Genomic DNA, 20,517 nt, shown 5'->3' on the forward strand with positions numbered 1-20,517 from the left:
TCCCCTGTCAAAGCGGAAATGACATCTTTGTGTAGAATTTAAGTTGTTTAATTCTTGTCTACTTGCTATTGATTATAATTAAATAAATTACTTAAGCAAGAGGATCACTACTATTGTGGAAACTATTTTCGCTCAAAGCTCTAAACTAGGAAAAGCTGGTGTTGCAGTCTTTCGTATCTCTGGACCTAAAAGCCTATTTGCCTTAAAACATTTGCTTAAGAATAATAATATAGAGTTTGTTCCAAGAATTATGTACTGTAAAAAACTCATAAATCCTAAGAATCAAGAATTAATTGATGATGCGGTGGTAGTATACTTCCAAGCTCCAGCTAGCTTTACTGGAGAAGATGTAGTAGAAATATATACACATGGCAGTATAGCAATTGCTGCCATGCTAACTGAAACATTGTTAACCATCGATGGTTTAAGAATGGCAGAGCCTGGAGAGTTTACCCGTAGGGCGTTTTTAAATGGCAAATTTGATTTAACTGCAGCAGAAGGTATTGCTGATTTAATTGAAGCAGAAACTGTTTGGCAACATAGGCAGGCGGTTAAACAAGTTGGCGGAGGACTTGAAGAACTTTACAATGGGTGGAGACAAACTTTACTGACCATCATCGGTTTCCTAGAATCTTATATTGATTTCCCCGATGAAGATATTCCACAAGAAATATTAAATAGAGTTATGACTCTTAGTGGTGAACTTAAATATGCTATAATAAAACACCTTAACGATAATAGACGGGGGGAACTGCTTCGAACCGGTATTAAATTGACTATTTTAGGAACTCCTAATGTTGGTAAATCTAGCTTACTTAATTTTTTGATGCAAAGAGACGTTGCTATTGTATCAAACATTGAAGGTACAACTCGTGATATAATTGAGGGGCATCTAGATATAGGAGGATACCCAATTATATTACAAGACACGGCTGGTATAAGGTCTAGTAATGATCTAATAGAGCTAGAAGGTATCAAACGTGCAATTGAGTCAGCAAAAATGGCTGATATCAAAATAATTATGCTTGATGCTATAAAGTTAAGCAACTCACCCTCATATTTTGAGGAGATGGCTGATATTATAGATTTAATAGATGATAATAGCATAATGCTGGTCAATAAAATTGATCTTTTGGATAAAAGTTTGGGGCATTGTCATCCTGCTTCAGTGCGGGATATAGATTCTCGCCTACGCGGGAATGACATCATGGAAGATAGGTTGCTGCCATTAAACAAAAATTATTTAAAAATCTCTATAAAAGAAAAAATAGGACTGGATATTTTATTAAAGGAAATCGAAAATATTGCTCATAATATAGCAGGTTTAACCGGATCGCCGCATATTACTAGACAACGTCAACGAACCTGTATAGAAAAAGCGTTGGAATATTTAGAAAATTTTAATATTGAAAATGACTTAGTGCTAGCCACAGAAGATGTTAGAATGGCTATCAGAAGTTTAAGTAATGTTACTGGTAAGATTAGTGTTGAAGAAATTTTAGGAGAGATATTTAGTAATTTTTGTATAGGTAAATGATCAATGATTCAGAAAAAAACACAAGAAGTATTAGAGCTAATAGATAAATGGCAAAAATATCTGAAATTACAAAAAAATTGTTCAGAACATACCATAATTTCTTATAAGAATGATTTAGAACATTTTCTGAATTTTATGACTCACTATAATTCTGAAATCATAACCATTAGTTCTATAAGGCAAGTTGACATAAGATTAGTACGGAGCTGGCTTTCTAAAAGGCAACAAGATAATTACCTAACAGCTTCTAACTCTAGAAGTTTGTCTGCTATAAAGAATTTTTATAAATATCTAGAGAAGACTGCTAATATCACTTGCCATGCAATTTTCTCCGTCAAAAATCCTAGGAAAGCTAAAATATTACCGAAATCTTTATCGCAGTCAGATGCTCAATTATCCATTGAACATATTGATGATTTCGCTGATTTAGAATGGGTGGAGTTAAGAAATAAAGCCCTTTTAGTGCTTATTTATGCTGCTGGGCTTAGAATATCCGAAGCATTATCTATGACTACATCTCATTTACAAAACTTAGATTTTATAAAAATAACAGGGAAGGGTAAAAAAGAACGGATAATACCATGGACACCAGTTGCTAGAAATTTAATAGAACAATATTTAAGTAAATTACCTTATAGTATAGATGAAAAAGATCCGATATTTCGAGGTAAAATGGGTAAAAAATTATAAGCTCCAGTATTTAATCGTGAACTGATAAAATTACGTCGCTTCTATGGATTATCAGAACATTTATCAGCTCATTCCTTTAGACATAGTTTTGCCACGCACTTGCTTGAGAATGGAGCAGAGTTAAGGTCTATTCAGGAATTACTTGGGCATAAAAGTTTGTCAACTACCCAGCGTTATACTAAAATTAGTCTAAAACATTTGGAAAATATTTATAATAATGCTCACCCAATATCAAAATCTAAAGGGGAAGTATTATAATCTTCTTGCCATGCTTTTTAATTATAGGTTATATTATCCCATGTTTGAATATGAGAAGCCTGTATGTCTAAAATTATTTTACTAAAAGGGTATAAACCTTCCAATGATGAAGAATATATGAATCCTCAACAGTTAGAATATTTTAGACAAAAACTCCTTGAGTGGAAAAGTTCTTTACTAGAGGAATCACGAGAAACCTTAACCCATCTCAAGGAAGAAAATTGGAATGAGCCGGATTTAAATGATCGTGCGTCAATTGAAACGGATACAGCAATTGAACTTAGGACAAGAGATAGGTATCGTAAGCTTCTTGATAAAATCGAAGAAGCTTTGGTAAGGATAGAAAAAAATGAATATGGTTATTGTGAAGAAACTGGAGAGCCAATTGGCTTAAAACGTTTAGAGGCAAGACCAGTTGCAACTTTGTGTATTGAAGCACAAGAGCGACATGAGAGTTATGAGAAACAGCATATAGATATTTAACCTCAATTTCGGATTAATTTCATTAATCCGAAATTGGAATGAGAATGTAAACAATCAGGCTTAAAGCGGTTTGACGCCTGATTGTTAAATATTTCATTTGCTAATAATCTTATTTTTATACCAATAAAAATAAGATTATTAGCGATAATAGATTAAAATGCATTCGTAGAAGCGTTTCAAGAATGCATTTTTCTGATATTTTAGCTAGTTTTGGATTAAAATTAAAAATTTTAATCCAAAACTGAGGTTATTTAGGTTCTAATAGTTAAATAGGTGCATATATGGCATATACAGAGAAAACAAAAAATAAACTAATTATTTTTTTTGATAGGTATATGATACTTGCTGGTACAATGGGACAATATTTGTTTTATACTCAGGTCTATAAAATTTTTACTACTAAGAGTACAGATGATTTATCTCTTGATGGTTTTCTTGTGATAATTATTGTTACTTTGAGTTGGTTAATTTATGGTATAATCCACCATAACATTACAATCATTGTTGCTCAAATAGTTGGATTAGTAGGAATGATAATGGTGGTGATTGGTATATTGCTTTATGCTTCTTGAACTCGGTCTTGGGATAAATTAAGGACGATAAACAGTTGAACAACCGTTATTTTACTCTTGACTATTTTCCAGCTTACTTTATTATGACCAGCAGTTTATTTTATAAATAATACAAAAAGGTCTGATAGTTGTGGCTAAAAAAAATAAGAATGTTTTGGTAAGACTTGTTAGTACAGCTGGTACAGGGTATTTTTTGGTAAAGAAACGCAACCCTAAAACTCAAACTGAGAAGTTATCATTTAAGAAGTATGATCCTGTAGTCAGGAAGCATGTTCCTTTTAAAGAAGAAAAGATTAAATAGTGAAATAGAGGTATATGGCAACAAAAATTCGTTTGGCAAGAGGTGGGGCAAAGAAGCGTCCTCATTATAGAGTAGTTGTAGCTAATGCAACAGCTCCTAGGGATGGTGATTTTCTGGAGAAAGTAGGTACTTATGACCCAATGCTTGTCAGAGGTGATGCAAATCGTGTGGTTCTAAAATCTGATCGTATAGAATATTGGTTAAGTACGGGTGCTCAGCCTACAGATCGTGTTGCTAGGTTTATTGAAGAAGCCGGTATATTACTTCCGGCATCAATCAAAAAGAAAATGGAAGTTAAAATTAAGAATCGTAAAATAAAACCTCCTAAGAAAGAGTCAAAAAAAGCTTAAGGTGGATAAAAATATGTTCCCCGTGAGGGGGATGTCATTCGAGTTGCGGCAGGAATCTAAAACACCCAAATCGATGTCATTTTCGTGTAGGCGGGAATCCATAATATCTAATAACCTTTGTAGGCTATTTTTTGGGTTTCAGCTTTCGCGAAGATGACAACAACCTTAATAGGTGCTTGACTTTAGAGCTTTTTCTTATTTGCCGGATTAGCTCAGTGGTAGAGCAACCGCCTTGTAAGCGGTAGGTCGTCAGTTCAAATCCGACATCCGGCACCAGCTATTTAATAATTATGTTTACAATACATAAGACAATTCCTTATAGATTTATTAGTTACTTAAAGCTCTATAAATTAGATATAGCAATTGTTATGTTGGCCTTATTATGTGTGTCAATTTCGTTGCTAGCAATAGGTAGTAGTTTTAGACAGTTAATTGATAATGGTCTAAAAACACATTATCTGCTGTCAATTGATCAATCGATATTATATATTACTATTTTAATAGTAATTTTTAGTATAGGTAGTTTTTTCCGTTCTTATTTCATTAATAATATTGCTGAAAAAATTGTGAGTACAATTAGGCAAGAAGCTTACAGTAATATAATTAATTTTGATATTGCTTGTTTTGAAGAGCTAAAAATTGGTGATATCATCTCCCGCCTGACTATAGATATAGAACTTATCTCCAAGTTGATTATCAATTTTCTCTCTTTCTTTGTTCGTAACTCAATAATGCTAATTGGTGGAATTATATTGATGTTCTTTCAGAGCCCTAAACTTGCTGTGATTGTCATTACCATTATACCATTATTATTGTTACCACTAATGAAATTTGGTAAATATGTAAGAAATTTATCAAAAAATGCTCTCAAGTCGCAAGCCAATATTGCAGCTAATTTAGAAGAAACTGTATCAAATATTTGCACGATACAAGCTTTTAATCAGCAGGCAAATAAGATAGCTGATTTCAATAGGAAAATTTCTGATTATTTAAAGTATACGGCAGATCGCTTAAAAATCCGTTCTATATTTTTCGCGATAGCTATTTCAGTTATACTATTCTCTATCACTATAGTTATATGGGTAGGTAGCAGAGATATAGTACATGGCGATTTATCATCAGGTCAGATGATATCATTTATTTATTACGCTATAATCGCCGGTATGAGCAGCGGGGGTATTTTTGAGCTTCTAAGTGAGGTACATTCATCTCTTATAGCTTCAGAAAGGGTTTTTGCTCTTATAGATTATTCTTCCAAAAATAATCAACACACCAATATCCAAATATGTGATTATCAAGATAATAAGACTTCTAGGATTATAGAGTTTGAAAATGTAAGCTTTATATATCCATCAAGATTAGATAGTTTAGTTATAGATGATCTGTCATTTAAAATAGATAGAGGTAAATTTATTGGTATAGTTGGCAGATCAGGTGCTGGTAAAAGTACCATGATGCAGTTAATGTTAAAATTTTATTTTCCTAAAAAAGGAATTATTAGAATTGCCAAGCAAGATATATCAGAGACTAATGACCAGCAGATAAGGCGTATGATTGCCTATGTCCCACAGGATTCAAGTATTTTCTCTGGTACGATTAGGTCAAATATTGTTTTTGCTAAACCAGATGCTAGTGAAGAAGAAATAATAAAAGCAGCTAATTATACCGGAATAATGGATTTTGTTCAAAATCTTCAAGAAGGACTAGATACCGAAATTGGTGAGAAGGGCATTAAATTATCTGGAGGACAGAAACAACGAATAGCTATTAGTAGGGCAATTCTATATAACCCAGAAATTTTACTTCTAGATGAAGCAATGAGTGCTTTAGATAGCGAGAGTGAACAAAAATTACTAGATAGATTACAAAAAATAATGAAAGACAAAACTATATTATCTATCGCTCATCGTATTTCAAGTATAGAGCAGGCTAACGAAATTTTGGTAATTGATCATGGACGGTTAATTGCAAGGGATACTCACGCTAAACTGCTTGAGAAATGTGAAATTTATAAAATAATTTGCAAAGAACAGTCAATAAACTTACCAAGTGTGCAAGTTTAAGTAAGTATAATAGTCCTTCACAATTGTCATTACGCAAATTCGGGATAAGAATTTGTCAATTCTTATCCCAAATTCGGTGAAATTATAGATGACTATTGCTGTAATACCCCCTTATAAGTCAATAGACTTCTTTTGAAACTCTACTTCTGCTGGTGATTTGTACGTCGATGCGGCACTCGAATCCGTAACGGAATTAGAGTACGCTGCGGTTCGAGGTGAAGCGTCTCCTTCAAATCCCTCAGCACAAGCGAGTTTCGAAAGAGGTCTAATATAAATCATTATTTATATTGACTTTAATATCTATTATATCATACTTTTAACTTACAATTGCTTCGTCGACCTACGCTCTCCTCGTAATAGACGTTTTATAGACGTATATGTCTATTAGCGAGGGAACATACGTGAGCGTGGCAATCCATTTTGCTAAAAACATGATTTTAATTTTTTAAAATCATGTTTTTAGCTTTAGCAAGGTTTAAAATGCATTCGCAAAACCGCTTTAAGCCTGATTGTTTACATTCTTATTCCAATTTTGGATTAATTTCATTAATCAGAAATTGAGGTTTAAAATAAATATGTTAACCAAAATGACACAGAGTTATTACATTAATAATATATTTTTATAATAAAGGGTAATTCTACCTATTTTGACTTGAATATTATACAGTTTAAGCTAGAATCACCAATACAAAAAAATGAGGTTTATTATGAAAAATTTATTAACTATTCTTCTAACTTTAGCTTTCTCTATTTCTGCTTTTGCTGCAGCGACTCCTGAGAAAAAAGATCCGCAGCAAGACGAAGTGAACGTGGATGAAAACAACATGAACAAGAAAGACCCGAAGAAAGAAGAAGTGAAAAAATAAATCCCTGTTTTCTAAAGCTGGTGTGGAGTTTTTCTATGCCAGCTTTTTTGTAATATGATTATTAATCGTATTCAGTCTTTTCAAGGCTTTTCTTTGGCAATTCGTACAGAATGTTCCTATTTAAGTGCAATTCTATGTAAGAATTATTAATTTTTATCTAGAAATAATTCGCTGGATAGTCAACGATAAGTCATAAAAATTTTTGATCAGGCAATCAATTTTATTTATTTGATTATGGGATAGCTTTGAGATAATAGGCTGCGATTCTATTGGTGTATTCTTGGTTGTCATATAGGTTTTCAAATATTCAATATCTTGTCTTGTATAATATCGTCTGTTACGTATCTTATGTATAGTTAGATTTGGTAGTAGCCGCTCTAGATATCTTAGCTGGTGAGAGTGAATATTTAGAAGTTTTGTTACTTCACTAATGGAGTAATATTTCTTATTCTGCATTTTTAATAGACCTCTTGCATAATTCTACTGTTGCTGGCAATTTAAAAGTCATAGGAAAAATAGCTTGGCGTCATTGCGAGAAGCCACTTTGTGGCGACGAAGCAATCTAATGAATGTGGATTGCCACTACACTCACGTGGTCTTCTAATAACGTCTTGTACTTTTCTGCAATTTTTAAATGCTATACGTAAGGTGAATTAATTAATAATTTTAACTTTTTAGCTGGTATAAAACGCATTACCTCTTTTTCTGGAATTATCACTATCTCTTTTGTATGAAAATTTATGCCAGGTCTAGGTTTTTTTGTGCTAGTACAAAAGCTTCCAAAACCTGCTAACGTCAATCTTTGATTGCTTGCCATTTGCTGAATATTCTTAAATATTTGATCGACTATTTCCTCGCATATAATACTTGATAGCCCTAGCTTAGATTTTAATATGTGAGCAATTTTCTCTCTAGTAATAGTCTTAGTTGTTACCATCTGATTAAAACCGATCCCCAAGTTATTCCAGCACCGATAGCTGTAAAAAGGAGTATATCACCTTTTTTGATATTAGCATAAGATTTAAGAGAAGCAAGAGCCAAAGGGATTGAAGCAGCAGAACAATTAGCATGTTCTGCAACCGTTTTTACTACTTTACTTGGATTAATTTTTAGTCGCTCTATAACTGCATCTATAATCCTTATATTTGCCTGATGTGGAATAAAATAATTAACATCATCTATGGTAAAATTATTATTATGTAATATGTATTCAGCTGATTTGCTCATTTTTTCTACTGCATGCCTAAAAACTTCCCGTCCTTTCATTTTTATTTTACCGCTTTTGCCATCTGTACTTACACCACCATCAGTGTAAAGAATATCAAAATAACGACCATCCGAGTAAATATTACTATCTATTATACCAGAACTATCCTCACTATATTGCAGAATTACAGTACCAGCACCATCACCGAATAAGACGCAAGTAGTTCTATCACTCCAATCTAGTAGAGACGACATTTTTTCAGCACCAACCAGTAATATTGTTCTATATTTTCTAGATTCAATCAAAGAGTCAGCAACATGTAAACCATATACAAAACCCGAACATACCGCTTGGAGATCAAATGAAGGTACATTATTAAGCCCAAGATAACCTTGTAACTTAGAAGCTATAGAAGGAAAACTATTATCTGGAGTAGTGCTGCAGGTAATTATTAAATCTATAGATGATGCCTTTAATCCAGCATCATCTAGAGCATTCTGACTGGCTTTAAGAGCTAAATGTGACGTATATTCATCGTTCCCGGCAATGTGCCTTTGTAATATACCCGTCCTTGAGCGAATCCATTCATCGTTGGTATCAACCGATAACGATAATTCTGCATTGTTAACAATACGTTCCGGCAAATATGCACCACACCCAAGAATTTTACAAGCCATACTGGTTTATGCTACTTCTTCATCTTTTTCTTCTTTCTTCACAATAACTTGACGACCATTATATGTGCCATCAGCTAAAGATATATGATGAGAAAGTTTATATTCTCCTGTTTGAGAATCTACTACTACATTAATCTTACCAAGTGCAAGATGAGAGCGTCTCATATTACGTCTTGATTTTGATGTTTTCTTCTTTGGAACTGCCATATAGCCTCTTAAAAATTATACTTAATTTGTAAAAAAGTGTTTGTCAAATCGATGAAGCAGTATATTATACTTCCATTGCAAAATCTAGGTATTTCAAACATAAATTTTATGAAATTTTTTATAATTCGGACTTTTCTTGTTTCATCAATATTTTTTACATTATGTAGTTGTCAAACTATAGAATCAAGAGGGCAGTATGTGGATGATAATTTATTACCTACGCTTGAGGAGAGGAGGCTTAGTAAGTCCGAGGTAAAAGATTTAATTGGCACACCAACAATTATACCTGACTATACACCGAATACTTGGTATTATATTCAACGTTCTTTAGCTAGGAGAGCATGGTTTAAACCAAAAGTGATTGAACAAAGAATAGTAAGAATTACTTTTAATAAAAATGATATAATTGAAGAAGTTTTAGTACTTAATGACTCACATAAAGAAGATATAATGTTAATTAAAGAATATACTAAAACTTATGGTACAGAATTAAATGGACTACAAAAGTTTGTAAAAAATATTGGTAGGTTTAATAAAACTACCGACGGAAAAAATAAGAAGAAACGATAAAATCATACTTGCAATATTTCATAGATACTGTATAAACTAGAACGCTCTGATTCTGAGAATATTAGATAATCTGAGAATGTTTTAGTTGCATGTTGATATCTTAGTTAAAAATATGTTATCCCTGCGAAGGTAGCGGGATCTATAATATCTAATAGTCTTTTAGGCTATTTTTTTAGATTCCGCTACCTACGTGGGAATGATATTAAGGCTATCACCATTGCTATGGCTAAAACCTTCTTTGGTTAGCTATACCAAAGAGTTTATGGCCCCTTCGTCTAGTGGTTAGGACGTTACCCTTTCACGGTGAAAACACGGGTTCGAGTCCCGTAGGGGTCACCAGTATCTTTATGTGGTAAAAATGATGTCATCCTTGCGTAAACTTTGCCAACGTAGATCACTAGTATGTCATTCTTAGCAATGGCGGAAATCTATAATATCTAATAGCCTTTGCAGGCTATTTTTTGGATTCCCGCTTTTAGCTAGGAATGACCTACTCATGATCTACGCTGGCAAAGCTATATGCGGTCGTAAGAAACAACAATATAATTGTCGAATGTAATATATTGCTTGCAAAAACTTGAAAATTGATAGATCAGTTTTCAAGTTTTTATTTTTTTATGTAAAGTTTATGATTACTACATCTTAAGGATTATATGTCACAAGATTACATGTCACAAAAGCTTGGTTTTTGGTCAGTTTTGGGTTTAGTTATTGGTAGCCAACTTGGCACTGCTATTTTGATATTACCAGCAGGTTTAGCCCCATTTGGTATTTTTAGTTTAGTTGGATGGATAGTATCTTCCTGTGGTGCCATAATAATAGCACTTTTATTTGGTATACTTTGTGCACGATTTCCACAAACAGGTGGACCTCATGTTTATTTAAAGCAGGCATTTGGCAATGATGTAGCATTCTTCACTGGCTGGACTTATTGGATTATTTCATGGGTTAGTACAGCTGTAGTAGTTATTTCAGCTGTTACATATTTAACACCTTTAATTGGTGTGCATAATAGTTTTATATGCTTAATTCTGCAAATATTATTGTTATTTGCTGTTATGTTACTAAATTTTAAAGGTATAGGAGTAGCGGGGCGTGCTGAATTTATACTAGCAATGTTAAAATTTATTCCATTAATAATAATACCAGTTGTAGCATTATATCAGTTTGATAGTAATAATTTTGTTATGGATAAGAGAATAACTAATTTAACTTTTTCTCAAATTCTTGGTGAAGTAACGTTACTGACATTTTGGGGATTTATTGGTGTAGAGTCAGCAACTGCTCAAGCTGGTTCAGTAATTAACCCATCAAAAACAATACCAAGAGCAATAGTAATGGGTACACTCTGTGTGGCTATTTTATACCTTATTAATAGTATTGGAATAATTGGTTTAATTCCACGAGAAGATTTGATACATTCTAACGCCCCTTATGTAGATGCTACTCAAATAATTTTTAGCGGTCAGTGGCATCTACTTATTTCTTTGCTTGCTTCAATTATTTGCATTGGAACGTTAAATGCTTGGGTATTAATCAGCGGACAAATTGCTTTAGGATTAGCACAAGACGGTTTAATGCCATCTTTTTTTGCTAAGAAAAATAAAAATGGAGCTCCAATTTGGAGTTTGTTTGTAAGTTGCATTGGAATATTATTATTATTGATTAGTACAACAAATGAAGATTTGTCAGAACAAGTTACCGCAATAATTAGTTTTTCAGTTATCTCTTTTTTATTTGTATATCTAGCCTGTAGTGTAGCTTTTTTAAAATTACTGCTAGCAAAGTTAGAAGAATCTTCACTATATAAATGGTTAATTGCTTTCGGATCAATTGCTTTTTGCCTATGGATTATTTGTGAGACACCATTAAAGGTCATAATACCAGCTATCTCATTTATATTAAGCGGTGTACCGGTTTATTTTCTTTGGTATAAAAGGCAATAAATGCTTAAATTTTGTATATTGTTGTTAACTATACTATTATTATTACAAGGATGTAGCTCCTCATCTACCAACAAGACGCTTTTAACTATTACTACTCAGCAATTACAAAAAGATCATAAACTAAATCACGGCACTTTAATTATACAATATAATTTAGCAGCACTAAGTAAAAATAACTGCATCTATGCAAAAGATTTTGGTCTTATTATTAATAATAGCCAATATAATAAGGTTTTTTTACAAAAATTTAAAGCCAGTTGTGCTGAGAATATTAATAACCAAGCAATGATCCGGTCAACCAAAATTAAGGACTTGCTACTAAAATTAAATTGTAAGTATAAGTTCTTATCCCAAGAAGAATTACGGCTTGTTCAAAAAGCTAGTAATAAAAATAGTTCCCATAATATTAATGAACTAGCACAATTAGATAAGCTAACTGCTACTATTCCTATAATGTTACCACAATATAATAACGTAAAGATTACCAGTCATTACGGCGTACGCAAACATCCTAGGAAAAAACAAAAAAAATTCCACTGTGGGACAGACTTAAAAGGCTATAGTAGCTCTCCTATTTATGCCTCTGCTGATGGAATAATTACTACCATAAGGCGAGAACGTGCTTATGGAAATTTGATAGAAATAAAACATTCAAATAAATTTATCACCAAATATGCTCACTTGAGAAAAATACATGTAAAAGAAGGAGATATGGTTATAAAAGGTCAAATGATTGGGCTTCAAGGGAATAGTGGCAATAGTACGGGGGAACATTTACATTTTGAGATTTGGCTTAATAATAAACATGTCAATCCTTTTGATTTTGTGTCACATGCTTGTAACTGTTGAAAATTTTGCTATAATAGACCTCTTGTCTAATGATTAATCTTCAAAAACAGTAAAAAAGAAGCCGTAGCTCAGCAGGATAGAGCGAGCGATTCCTAATCGCTAGGTCGGAGGTTCGAATCCCCTCGGCTTCACCAAATAAATGTAGTAAATTCCCTACATTTCCATATTTTTTTCTAATATTTTAGAACAATTAGATTTAGTTTAACAATTTAATTTAATAACTGTAATTTATTTAGGTAGTATATATGCAAAACAATTCATTTACTTTTACTAAAGAGGCTATAGACAAAATTACCCCTCCTGCATTTACAAGAAATAATAAAGGCAAAGTTATTCGTCCTGAAATTGTACAACATGTTTACATATTTAAAATTATCAAATATTTTCTGCAATACCCTAACTACAGCCTCCTGTTTCCACGCTTCAATTTCTTCATTAAACAAAGGTCTATCTAATAAAGCAAGGCTTACCCCTTGTGCAAAATAAATTAACTTCTGCAATTTTAGTTGAGTTATGGTATCTCCAGCTTCTCTATCTACTAAAACCAAGAAGTAATTAGCTATATCAAAGTAGCTTAACAAAACTTACGCTATGAGAAAAAAAATGGTACATTATGTTGAGTATAATTTACCAAAACTTACGCTATGAGAAAAAAAATGGTACATTATGTTGAGTATAATTTACAAATGCCAAGAGGATAAAATTGCAAGCAATACCAGTTAATAGGACAGATTACTGTCAATTTCTAATAGTGAGTCAAAAGAATTATAGTTTGACCTACTATGCTGAACATGCCAAAAAATGTAGCCATGATGTTATTAATAGATTTTTAAAAAATGAAAAATATACACCTTCTTTGTTATGGGAACATATTTAGGATGATGTTATTTTATCGCCTAACGGATATACAATATTTGATGATACGGTGTTAAATAAAAGAAATACCAAGAAAATAGAAATTGCTAGATCACAGTACAGTGGGGCTACAGGTGGTATTACTACTGGTATAGGAGTAGTAAGTTTGGTATATTATAATCCGGATATTAATAAGTTTTGGGTAATAGATTACCGAATTTTTTCGCCCGAACATGATGGAGCGACAAAAGTAGAACACCTATTAAATATGTTAAATAATGCTGTGTATAGCAAAAAGATTCCTTTTCAAACTGTGCTTTTTGACACATGGTATGCTACGCATAAAATTATGCAACATGTTGATTCCTTGGGTAAATATTATTATGCTCCTATTAAAGCAAATAGAAACGTTACTAAAACTTCCTCTTCTAAGCCTTATAAAGCTGTTAGCAAGTTAACGTTTTCAGATGAGGAAATTAAGAGCGGAGTGGAGATTCATATAAAGGGCTTTGCAAAAGATAAGCATGTTAATTTGTTTAAACTTACTGTTTCTACCAACAGAGTTGATTATATTGTTACCAATAACAAAACTCAAAAATCTTCTAAAGCCGTACAAGATGAGTGTGGCTTTCGTTGGGTAATTGAGAGCATGCATAGAGAAATCAAGCAACTTACCGGTATAGAACGATGCCAATGCAGAAAACAACGCATCCAGCGTAATCACATTAGTTGTGCATTTTTAGTGTGGGCTTTTCTAAAAAGAACTGCACACAAAATAGGTAAGACGGTTTATCAAATAAAGTTAGGGCTTTTAGATCATTATATGCAACAGCAGTTACGTTCACCCTCTTTACGCTATTTAGAACCTTACATAGCGTAAGTTTTGTTACAAATGCCAAGAGGATAAAATTGCAAGCAATACCAGTTAATAGGACAGATTACTGTCAATTTCTAATAGTGAGTCAAAAGAATTATAGTTTGACCTACTATGCTGAACATGCCAAAAAATGTAGCCATGATGTTATTAATAGATTTTTAAAAAATGAAAAATATACACCTTCTTTGTTATGGGAACATATTAAGGATGATGTTATTTTATCGCCTAACGGATATACAATATTTGATGATACGGTGTTAAATAAAAGAAATACCAAGAAAATAGAAATTGCTAGATCACAGTACAGTGGGGCTACAGGTGGTATTACTACTGGTATAGGAGTAGTAAGTTTGGTATATTATAATCCGGATATTAATAAGTTTTGGGTAATAGATTACCGAATTTTTTCGCCCGAACATGATGGAGCGACAAAAGTAGAACACCTATTAAATATGTTAAATAATGCTGTGTATAGCAAAAAGATTCCTTTTCAAACTGTGCTTTTTGACACATGGTATGCTACGTATAAAATTATGCAACATGTTGATTCCTTGGGTAAATATTATTATGCTCCTATTAAAGCAAATAGAAACGTTACTAAAACTTCCTCTTCTAAGCCTTATAAAGCTGTTAGCAAGTTAACGTTTTCAGATGAGGAAATTAAGAGCGGAGTGGAGATTCATATAAAGGGCTTTGCAAAAGATAAGCATGTTAATTTGTTTAAACTTACTGTTTCTACCAACAGAGTTGATTATATTGTTACCAATAACAAAACTCAAAAATCTTCTAAAGCCGTACAAGATGAGTGTGGCTTTCGTTGGGTAATTGAGAGCATGCATAGAGAAATCAAGCAACTTACCGGTATAGAACGATGCCAATGCAGAAAACAACGCATCCAGCGTAATCACATTAGTTGTGCATTTTTAGTGTGGGCTTTTCTAAAAAGAACTGCACACAAAATAGGTAAGACGGTTTATCAAATAAAGTTAGGGCTTTTAGATCATTATATGCAACAGCAGTTACGTTCACCCTCTTTACGCTATTTAGAACCTTACATAGCGTAAGTTTTGTTAATATTCTTTTCTATTACGTGCATAGTTCTATTTTTTTATCTAATTACTTTTATAACACACATTTGTTATTATTAACATACTATTAGTAAGAAATTCATTTTAACTTAAATATTAATAATGTTAAGATACACTAAAAATTAGTATGTAAAGGGTATAACTATGGATGAAATTATTCAATCAAAGGTAACACTTACTCAGACTCATCTTACAATAGAGCAAAAATATACTACAGGTTTACTTTTAATAGGTACATTTTTAGAGTATTTTGATCTGATGCTGTATATTCATTTAGCAATTCTGTTAAATGATCTATTTTTTCCTAAGACTGACCCACACGCTGCTTCACTCCTAGCTGCTTTAACTTTTTGTTTGACCTATATATTTAGACCTGTTGGTGCTTTGATTTTTGGTTATATAGGAGATAATGTTGGTTATAAAGCAACAATCATTATAACAACGTTTATAATGGCTATTTCATGTATTACTATAGCTAATTTACCTGTTTATGATCAAATAGGTATTGTCTCTACTTGGATAATTATAATATGTCGGATTCTTCAAGGTATATCTTCCGTAGGAGAGATAATAGGTGCTGAACTATATCTGACTGAAATGACCAAACCACCTATCCAATATCCAATTGTAGCGTTAGTTTCAGTTTGTACTATCATAGGAGGAATATTTGCACTTGGTTTAGCATCTTTTAGTACGTCATTTGGAATTAGTTGGCGTCTAGCTTTTTGGGCAGGTGCATTAATTGCCGCTGTTGGAGCAATGGCTAGGACAATGCTGAAAGAAACACCAAAATTGCTAAGGCAAAGATCAGTAGTGGATAATTCTATTGAGCCTACAAAATTTAATTTGACAACAATGTTATCTTACTTCTTGATACAGTGTGGATGGCCTATATGTTTCTATTTTGCCTATATCCATTGTAGTAGCATTTTAAAAAACTCTTTTGGTTATTCGTCGGAGGCAGTAATTCATCATAATTTTCTTCTTATAATGCTATCTTTAGTTAGCTCTTTAATTTATGCATATTTAAGTTATAAAATATACCCATTAATAATTCTTAAGGTGAGACTAGCAATATTCTGTATTTTTATTGTTAGTTGTCCTTATTTACTAGACCATTATAAAACCCCAATTGCCATATTTCTAATCCAATTAATGACGGGGCTATTTGGTATCTGTACCATGCCAGCGGATACAATTTTTTTCCGGCATATTCCTATTTTTAGACGATGTACTTACGTTAGTTTGTCTTTCGCTTTATCGCGTACTTTAATCTATATTATTGCTTCTTTTGGTCTTGTATATCTAATAGAATATTTTGGTAATTATGGGTTATTATTTCTCATGATCCCAATAACCCTAGGGTTTGCTTTTGGCATCTATCACTTTGAAAAGTTAGAAAAGCAAGCTGGTTTTATTAATCCATAGACCTTACGCATGATTTTTCTAAGATATCGGGTATCTTGTAACGTGTTAAGCGTTTCTACTATTTTTCTCATATAAACCTCTTATTATCTGAATACTAGTTTCAAGAGGTAATTTTGTGGTCACAATCCCTCTACCATAGCTAGTTAAAAAAAAGAGACCTATTATAGCACTAAATTATGACCTTATCCCGATTGACATAATACCGATACTAGAGTTAACGATAGCTGTACATAAGGCGTATAAATATCCCCTCTTTAAATTATTCGAGTATACTGCAAAAACTTGAAGAGTTGGTAAACCAATTTTCAAGTTTTTGGGTAAAAAATAACCTAAATTTCTCTAGCACTAACCCATTGATAGGAGCTGCGATCACTAAACACTTGTCGTAAGAATTGATTATTCAGAGCATGACTAGTTTTATAACCCGTGATGTCAGCTATTAGATGACCTCCTGTAGTATATAAATCTCCGAATAGGTCGAGAAGTTTATGACGCACGAATTCATCAGTATATCTTAGTCCATCGTGGTTTATTATAATATCTTGATCTATACCTATAGCGTTATCGAGAGATGCTCCACGTGCTAAGCCCTTACTTTTTAAATATTCAAGTTCATGGATAAATCCAAAAGTTCTAGCATCAGCAATGTTATTTTTGAAAGACTCATTCTCTGAGAAGACTAAATTTTGCTTGCCAATAGCCTTACTAGCAAAATCTATTGTTATATCAACTGTCATGCTATGAGCAGGACTAGCTACTAACTCGCAATCTTTGTGAATTGCCCTAATTTCTTTTAAGATTTTTAGGTATTTCTTTGGAGTATTTTGTAATTGTCTACCAGCACATTCTATCATAAAGACGAATGGTTTACTGCTACCATCCATTATCGGGATTTCAGGACCATCGATTTCAATTATTAAATTATCGATTCCACATCCCCAAAGAGCTGCCATTAAATGTTCTATAGTTGAAACATAAATATTATGTTCATTTTTTATGGTAGTAGATAAAGAAGTTTCTGAAACATTTAAACAACTAGCTTGAATAAAATTTATCTCTTGCCTTACATCAGTTCTGACAAAAACAATACCGGTATTTTCTACAGCTGGTCTTAAAGTCATCTGAGTAATGTTACCAGAATGAACGCCTACACCATAACAACTTACTGGGTTTAGTATTGATACTTGCATTGGTTAATTTTGCTAACATTTTAGAAATTCAACTTATTTTAATGCCTTAAACAATTACATGCAAGTTACATTATGTTACAAAATATTTCATCAATCTATATACTGCTCGTAAATGAAGAGTTGATAGACGATAGAATTAAAATCATGGTAGTAGTGTGACTAGTTGTACGTGAGCATGCGAATCCATGATATTTTCAAAAAACAATTCGTAGGAACAGAAGAGTATACCTTACTCTGTTGAATCTGGTAGTTTGTTCTTTAAAATAAAAGGTATCTGTAGCAATAGGAAAATGAACATTATAGGTATTGCTCCAAATATTTTAAATATAACCCATGTAGATTCTGCAAAATTACGCCATATTATTTCATTTAATACTGCCATGAGCAAAAGAAAAGCTGCGGTTCTATAGCTTAAAATATTCCAGTTCTTATCTTCAAGTTGGACAAAATGATTAAACATATATTTCAAAAAGGCCTTATTTCTTATGGCACTGATAAAAAATGTACTACTAAAAATTACATATAGAATAGTTGGCTTGATTTTGATATACATAGAGTTACCACTAATCAAAACTATACTAGCTGAGACTAACAACACTCCAGAAGATACTAAGGAGGATTTGGAAACTTTGCCTTCTATAAGATAACACAGACTAATACAAATAATTGAAGTAATAAGTATATATAACGTCGCACTTTGTATACTACCACCATAAAAATAGCCAATAAAAAAAGCTATAAGCGGAGCAACTTCTGATAAAAAATTAATCATAAATAGTTTTATTTCTCTGTTACTACTTTTGTGTGTCTGATTTTTATTTGTATTAAGATATTAATTAAACCTAGAGTACAAACATAAAAAACAACTTGTAATCCGTTAGGTCTAGCAATATATCCAGTAATCATTTTTAGGAATTTACCATAGATACTTCTGTCAGAAATGAGCCAAGAGCTATCCCAAAGCTGGTCGGATAAAATAGTAATAATCCCTGAAGAACTCAATATACCAGCAGCTTCTGCTGCAAAACCACTAGCAACAAGCATTAATAAAATGGAAGATATACGAAATATATATTGTTGGTTTACTATTTTTATTAAACCTAAATAGATAATGATACCCAAAGTTAGACCACTGACTATACCAATAATTAATCCTAATAGATAGCTATTACTGTCAATAATTTCGACTGAAGAAATACTATAAACTAATATAATAATTTCCATTCCTTCTCGAAGAATAGTTGCCGCAACAATCAGTACTAGCATTATATAACTACTATCACCGCTACTAATTTTTACAGACAAATCATTAAGATTTTGTTTTATCTTAATACCATAACCTTGCATCCATACTATAGTCCAACCAATTAATGCAACTGTTAACAAAATAACTCCAGAGTTAAATATCTCATCACCTAGACCACTAAATGCTACGGTTATACTACGAGTAAAGAAAGCGAATAACGCAGCAGAAACTGTACCAAGCATGACTCCAGCAATTATATAAATTCTAGATTTTTCTAATTGTTTTGTCACAGCAAGTATTACACCAAGCAACAAAGCTATTTCTAGGCATTCCCTGAATACCACTAATGCTATTTTAAACATCTAAACCTAAATAAATTTAATTAACAATGAGAGACCCTTGTGCTGTCTCTTGATGAAAGTCTCCAAAAAAATCATATTTACCCGGGGCTAAAGGGGCAAGGATGATATTTATAGAGTCATTTGGCATAATAATCTTTTCACGGTGCAGATCATGACTCTCAAACTCTTCTACTGTACTATCTTGGTTGTGGATAGTAAAACGAATCTTCTTACCACTTTCTACTCTAATAATATTTGGCTCAAATCTATGATTCTTTATAACCGTTACAATTTCTACTATATTAGTATCTACATCATTCTTAGATGTGCTTTTATGATTAATTGCAAAAATTATTACACCTACCACTAGAATAATACCTCCAAAAAATTGAAGGATAGTTTTTTTTTCCATAGTTTTAACTTGAAAGCTTTATTAAAGTTACAAAATACACCAATACAATCATAGCTACAAGCATATATAATAGAGTGTAGTTTTTTTGTTTTTTATGATCCTTCATTTTTTTGGGTAAATTCATAAGCACCCTCCCTATATTATACAATATATTAGATTTCCACTAAGTCATCAAGAATCAAATATTTTTTATAACAATACTTTGTTTCTCCTCTAACCAATTAATGATTAAACTGAACAAGATTCTAGAATTAGCTAGCTAACTCTGATAGTTTGTACAATAAGTAATTAGCTATTGATAAAATGATAAAATCTTGTATACATAGTATCTGTACAATGGGTGAAGATTAATTGACAACCAAGTAAATAATAGTGTCTATAAGTTCAAATCTTCTACAATTTTTTATGTTAGACAATGTTGCTAAGATTTTTTTAAGTTTTAGTCATGATATAGTCATTATCCCACTACTGATACTAGGCTATATTTGGTTAGAGCAAAAAGTG

24 protein-coding genes, 3 tRNA genes and 2 pseudogenes are annotated in these 20,517 nt (G+C 32.2%); 18 read left to right on the plus strand and 11 right to left on the minus strand.

What is annotated here, in order from left to right:
- The first annotated feature begins 115 nt into the window (after positions 1-115).
- The 8 genes and pseudogenes from mnmE to AAGD19_RS06370 all read left to right on the plus strand — a co-directional run bounded on the left by mnmE (position 116) and on the right by AAGD19_RS06370 (position 6,254).
- A complete protein-coding gene (gene mnmE / locus AAGD19_RS06335; RefSeq protein WP_341747612.1) occupies positions 116-1,537 on the plus strand; it encodes a tRNA uridine-5-carboxymethylaminomethyl(34) synthesis GTPase MnmE in 1,422 nt (473 codons plus the stop codon).
- Positions 1,538-1,540: 3 nt separating this feature from the next.
- Positions 1,541-2,485 (plus strand): annotated as a pseudogene (locus AAGD19_RS06340) (tyrosine recombinase XerC).
- 63 nt (positions 2,486-2,548) lie between these two features.
- A complete protein-coding gene (gene dksA / locus AAGD19_RS06345) occupies positions 2,549-2,968 on the plus strand; it encodes an RNA polymerase-binding protein DksA (RefSeq protein WP_341747613.1) in 420 nt (139 codons plus the stop codon).
- 281 nt (positions 2,969-3,249) lie between these two features.
- Entirely contained in the window at positions 3,250-3,540 is a 291-nt protein-coding gene (locus tag AAGD19_RS06350; RefSeq protein WP_341747614.1) for a SemiSWEET family sugar transporter, read from the plus strand.
- Between the two features lie 130 nt (positions 3,541-3,670).
- Positions 3,671-3,841, plus strand: coding sequence for a 50S ribosomal protein L33 (rpmG, locus tag AAGD19_RS06355; RefSeq protein ID WP_341747615.1), 171 nt, complete (start codon positions 3,671-3,673; stop codon positions 3,839-3,841).
- A 14-nt stretch (positions 3,842-3,855) separates the two neighbouring features.
- The gene (gene rpsP / locus AAGD19_RS06360) at positions 3,856-4,191 is read left to right on the plus strand and encodes a 30S ribosomal protein S16 (RefSeq protein WP_341747616.1); all 336 of its coding nucleotides are present in this window, start codon (positions 3,856-3,858) and stop codon (positions 4,189-4,191) included.
- 201 nt (positions 4,192-4,392) lie between these two features.
- Positions 4,393-4,467: transfer RNA gene (locus AAGD19_RS06365), tRNA-Thr, on the plus strand.
- Positions 4,468-4,490: 23 nt separating this feature from the next.
- The gene (locus AAGD19_RS06370) at positions 4,491-6,254 is read left to right on the plus strand and encodes an ABC transporter ATP-binding protein (RefSeq protein WP_410520840.1); all 1,764 of its coding nucleotides are present in this window, start codon (positions 4,491-4,493) and stop codon (positions 6,252-6,254) included.
- A 111-nt stretch (positions 6,255-6,365) separates the two neighbouring features.
- Here the strand turns inward: AAGD19_RS06370 and AAGD19_RS06375 are convergent, their stop codons facing one another.
- Entirely contained in the window at positions 6,366-6,533 is a 168-nt protein-coding gene (locus AAGD19_RS06375) for a palindromic element RPE1 domain-containing protein (RefSeq protein WP_341747618.1), read from the minus strand.
- A 428-nt stretch (positions 6,534-6,961) separates the two neighbouring features.
- On the opposite strand from AAGD19_RS06375, the gene AAGD19_RS06380 reads away from it, so the two are divergent.
- Positions 6,962-7,120 carry a hypothetical protein gene (locus AAGD19_RS06380; protein WP_341747619.1) on the plus strand — a complete coding sequence of 53 codons (159 nt, stop codon included), beginning with the start codon at positions 6,962-6,964 and terminating at the stop codon, positions 7,118-7,120.
- Positions 7,121-7,273: 153 nt separating this feature from the next.
- Here the strand turns inward: AAGD19_RS06380 and AAGD19_RS06385 are convergent, their stop codons facing one another.
- The 5 genes and pseudogenes from AAGD19_RS06385 to rpmF form a co-directional block, all read right to left on the minus strand.
- Entirely contained in the window at positions 7,274-7,411 is a 138-nt protein-coding gene (locus AAGD19_RS06385) for a hypothetical protein (RefSeq protein ID WP_341748506.1), read from the minus strand.
- A 57-nt stretch (positions 7,412-7,468) separates the two neighbouring features.
- A pseudogene (locus AAGD19_RS06390) lies at positions 7,469-7,576 on the minus strand (hypothetical protein); the annotation flags it as partial.
- Positions 7,577-7,757: 181 nt separating this feature from the next.
- The gene (locus tag AAGD19_RS06395; protein WP_341747620.1) at positions 7,758-8,057 is read right to left on the minus strand and encodes an HU family DNA-binding protein; all 300 of its coding nucleotides are present in this window, start codon (positions 8,055-8,057) and stop codon (positions 7,758-7,760) included.
- Positions 8,051-9,004 carry a beta-ketoacyl-ACP synthase III gene (locus AAGD19_RS06400; protein WP_341747621.1) on the minus strand — a complete coding sequence of 318 codons (954 nt, stop codon included), beginning with the start codon at positions 9,002-9,004 and terminating at the stop codon, positions 8,051-8,053. Before AAGD19_RS06400 ends, AAGD19_RS06395 begins: the two co-directional genes overlap by 7 nt.
- A 6-nt stretch (positions 9,005-9,010) precedes the next feature.
- On the minus strand, positions 9,011-9,211 hold the full coding sequence (rpmF, locus tag AAGD19_RS06405; protein ID WP_341747622.1) for a 50S ribosomal protein L32: 201 nt from the start codon (positions 9,209-9,211) through the stop codon (positions 9,011-9,013).
- Positions 9,212-9,319: 108 nt separating this feature from the next.
- Here rpmF and AAGD19_RS06410 point away from each other — a divergent pair, with 108 nt between their 5' ends.
- From AAGD19_RS06410 to AAGD19_RS06430, 5 genes are all read left to right on the plus strand, one after another.
- Positions 9,320-9,781 (plus strand): outer membrane protein assembly factor BamE, encoded by a 462-nt coding sequence (locus AAGD19_RS06410; protein ID WP_341747623.1) that lies wholly within the window; start codon positions 9,320-9,322, stop codon positions 9,779-9,781.
- A 264-nt stretch (positions 9,782-10,045) separates the two neighbouring features.
- A tRNA-Glu gene (locus AAGD19_RS06415) sits at positions 10,046-10,120 on the plus strand.
- A 329-nt stretch (positions 10,121-10,449) separates the two neighbouring features.
- Entirely contained in the window at positions 10,450-11,727 is a 1,278-nt protein-coding gene (locus tag AAGD19_RS06420; protein ID WP_341748489.1) for an APC family permease, read from the plus strand.
- Positions 11,728-12,576 (plus strand): M23 family metallopeptidase, encoded by an 849-nt coding sequence (locus AAGD19_RS06425; RefSeq protein WP_341747624.1) that lies wholly within the window; start codon positions 11,728-11,730, stop codon positions 12,574-12,576.
- Between the two features lie 57 nt (positions 12,577-12,633).
- A tRNA-Arg gene (locus AAGD19_RS06430) sits at positions 12,634-12,710 on the plus strand.
- A 123-nt stretch (positions 12,711-12,833) separates the two neighbouring features.
- Here AAGD19_RS06430 and AAGD19_RS06435 read toward each other — a convergent pair.
- On the minus strand, positions 12,834-13,124 hold the full coding sequence (locus AAGD19_RS06435; protein WP_341747625.1) for a Panacea domain-containing protein: 291 nt from the start codon (positions 13,122-13,124) through the stop codon (positions 12,834-12,836).
- Between the two features lie 203 nt (positions 13,125-13,327).
- Between AAGD19_RS06435 and AAGD19_RS06440 the strand changes: the two genes are divergently transcribed.
- The 4 genes from AAGD19_RS06440 (at position 13,328) to AAGD19_RS06455 (ending at position 16,824) form a co-directional block, all read left to right on the plus strand.
- Positions 13,328-13,453, plus strand: coding sequence for a hypothetical protein (locus AAGD19_RS06440; RefSeq protein ID WP_341747626.1), 126 nt, complete (start codon positions 13,328-13,330; stop codon positions 13,451-13,453).
- 48 nt (positions 13,454-13,501) lie between these two features.
- Entirely contained in the window at positions 13,502-14,311 is an 810-nt protein-coding gene (locus tag AAGD19_RS06445; protein ID WP_341747627.1) for a transposase, read from the plus strand.
- 77 nt (positions 14,312-14,388) lie between these two features.
- A complete protein-coding gene (locus tag AAGD19_RS06450; RefSeq protein WP_341747628.1) occupies positions 14,389-15,372 on the plus strand; it encodes a transposase in 984 nt (327 codons plus the stop codon).
- 168 nt (positions 15,373-15,540) lie between these two features.
- Positions 15,541-16,824 (plus strand): MFS transporter, encoded by a 1,284-nt coding sequence (locus AAGD19_RS06455; RefSeq protein WP_341747629.1) that lies wholly within the window; start codon positions 15,541-15,543, stop codon positions 16,822-16,824.
- Positions 16,825-17,153: 329 nt separating this feature from the next.
- Here AAGD19_RS06455 and lpxC read toward each other — a convergent pair whose 3' ends face one another.
- The 4 genes from lpxC to AAGD19_RS06475 all read right to left on the minus strand — a co-directional run bounded on the left by lpxC (position 17,154) and on the right by AAGD19_RS06475 (position 20,013).
- Positions 17,154-18,014, minus strand: a complete 861-nt coding sequence (gene lpxC, locus AAGD19_RS06460; protein ID WP_341747630.1) for a UDP-3-O-acyl-N-acetylglucosamine deacetylase — start codon at positions 18,012-18,014, stop codon at positions 17,154-17,156.
- 229 nt (positions 18,015-18,243) lie between these two features.
- Positions 18,244-18,786 (minus strand): septation protein A, encoded by a 543-nt coding sequence (locus AAGD19_RS06465; protein ID WP_341747631.1) that lies wholly within the window; start codon positions 18,784-18,786, stop codon positions 18,244-18,246.
- Positions 18,787-18,794: 8 nt separating this feature from the next.
- Positions 18,795-19,622, minus strand: a complete 828-nt coding sequence (locus AAGD19_RS06470; protein WP_341747632.1) for an FTR1 family protein — start codon at positions 19,620-19,622, stop codon at positions 18,795-18,797.
- A 16-nt stretch (positions 19,623-19,638) separates the two neighbouring features.
- Complete coding sequence (locus AAGD19_RS06475) at positions 19,639-20,013, minus strand: cupredoxin domain-containing protein (RefSeq protein WP_341747633.1); 375 nt, start codon at positions 20,011-20,013, stop codon at positions 19,639-19,641.
- Positions 20,014-20,517 lie beyond the last annotated feature (504 nt).

The sequence above is a fragment of the Candidatus Tisiphia endosymbiont of Dascillus cervinus genome, from assembly GCF_964026405.1.
In the GTDB taxonomy this organism is placed as follows: domain Bacteria; phylum Pseudomonadota; class Alphaproteobacteria; order Rickettsiales; family Rickettsiaceae; genus Tisiphia.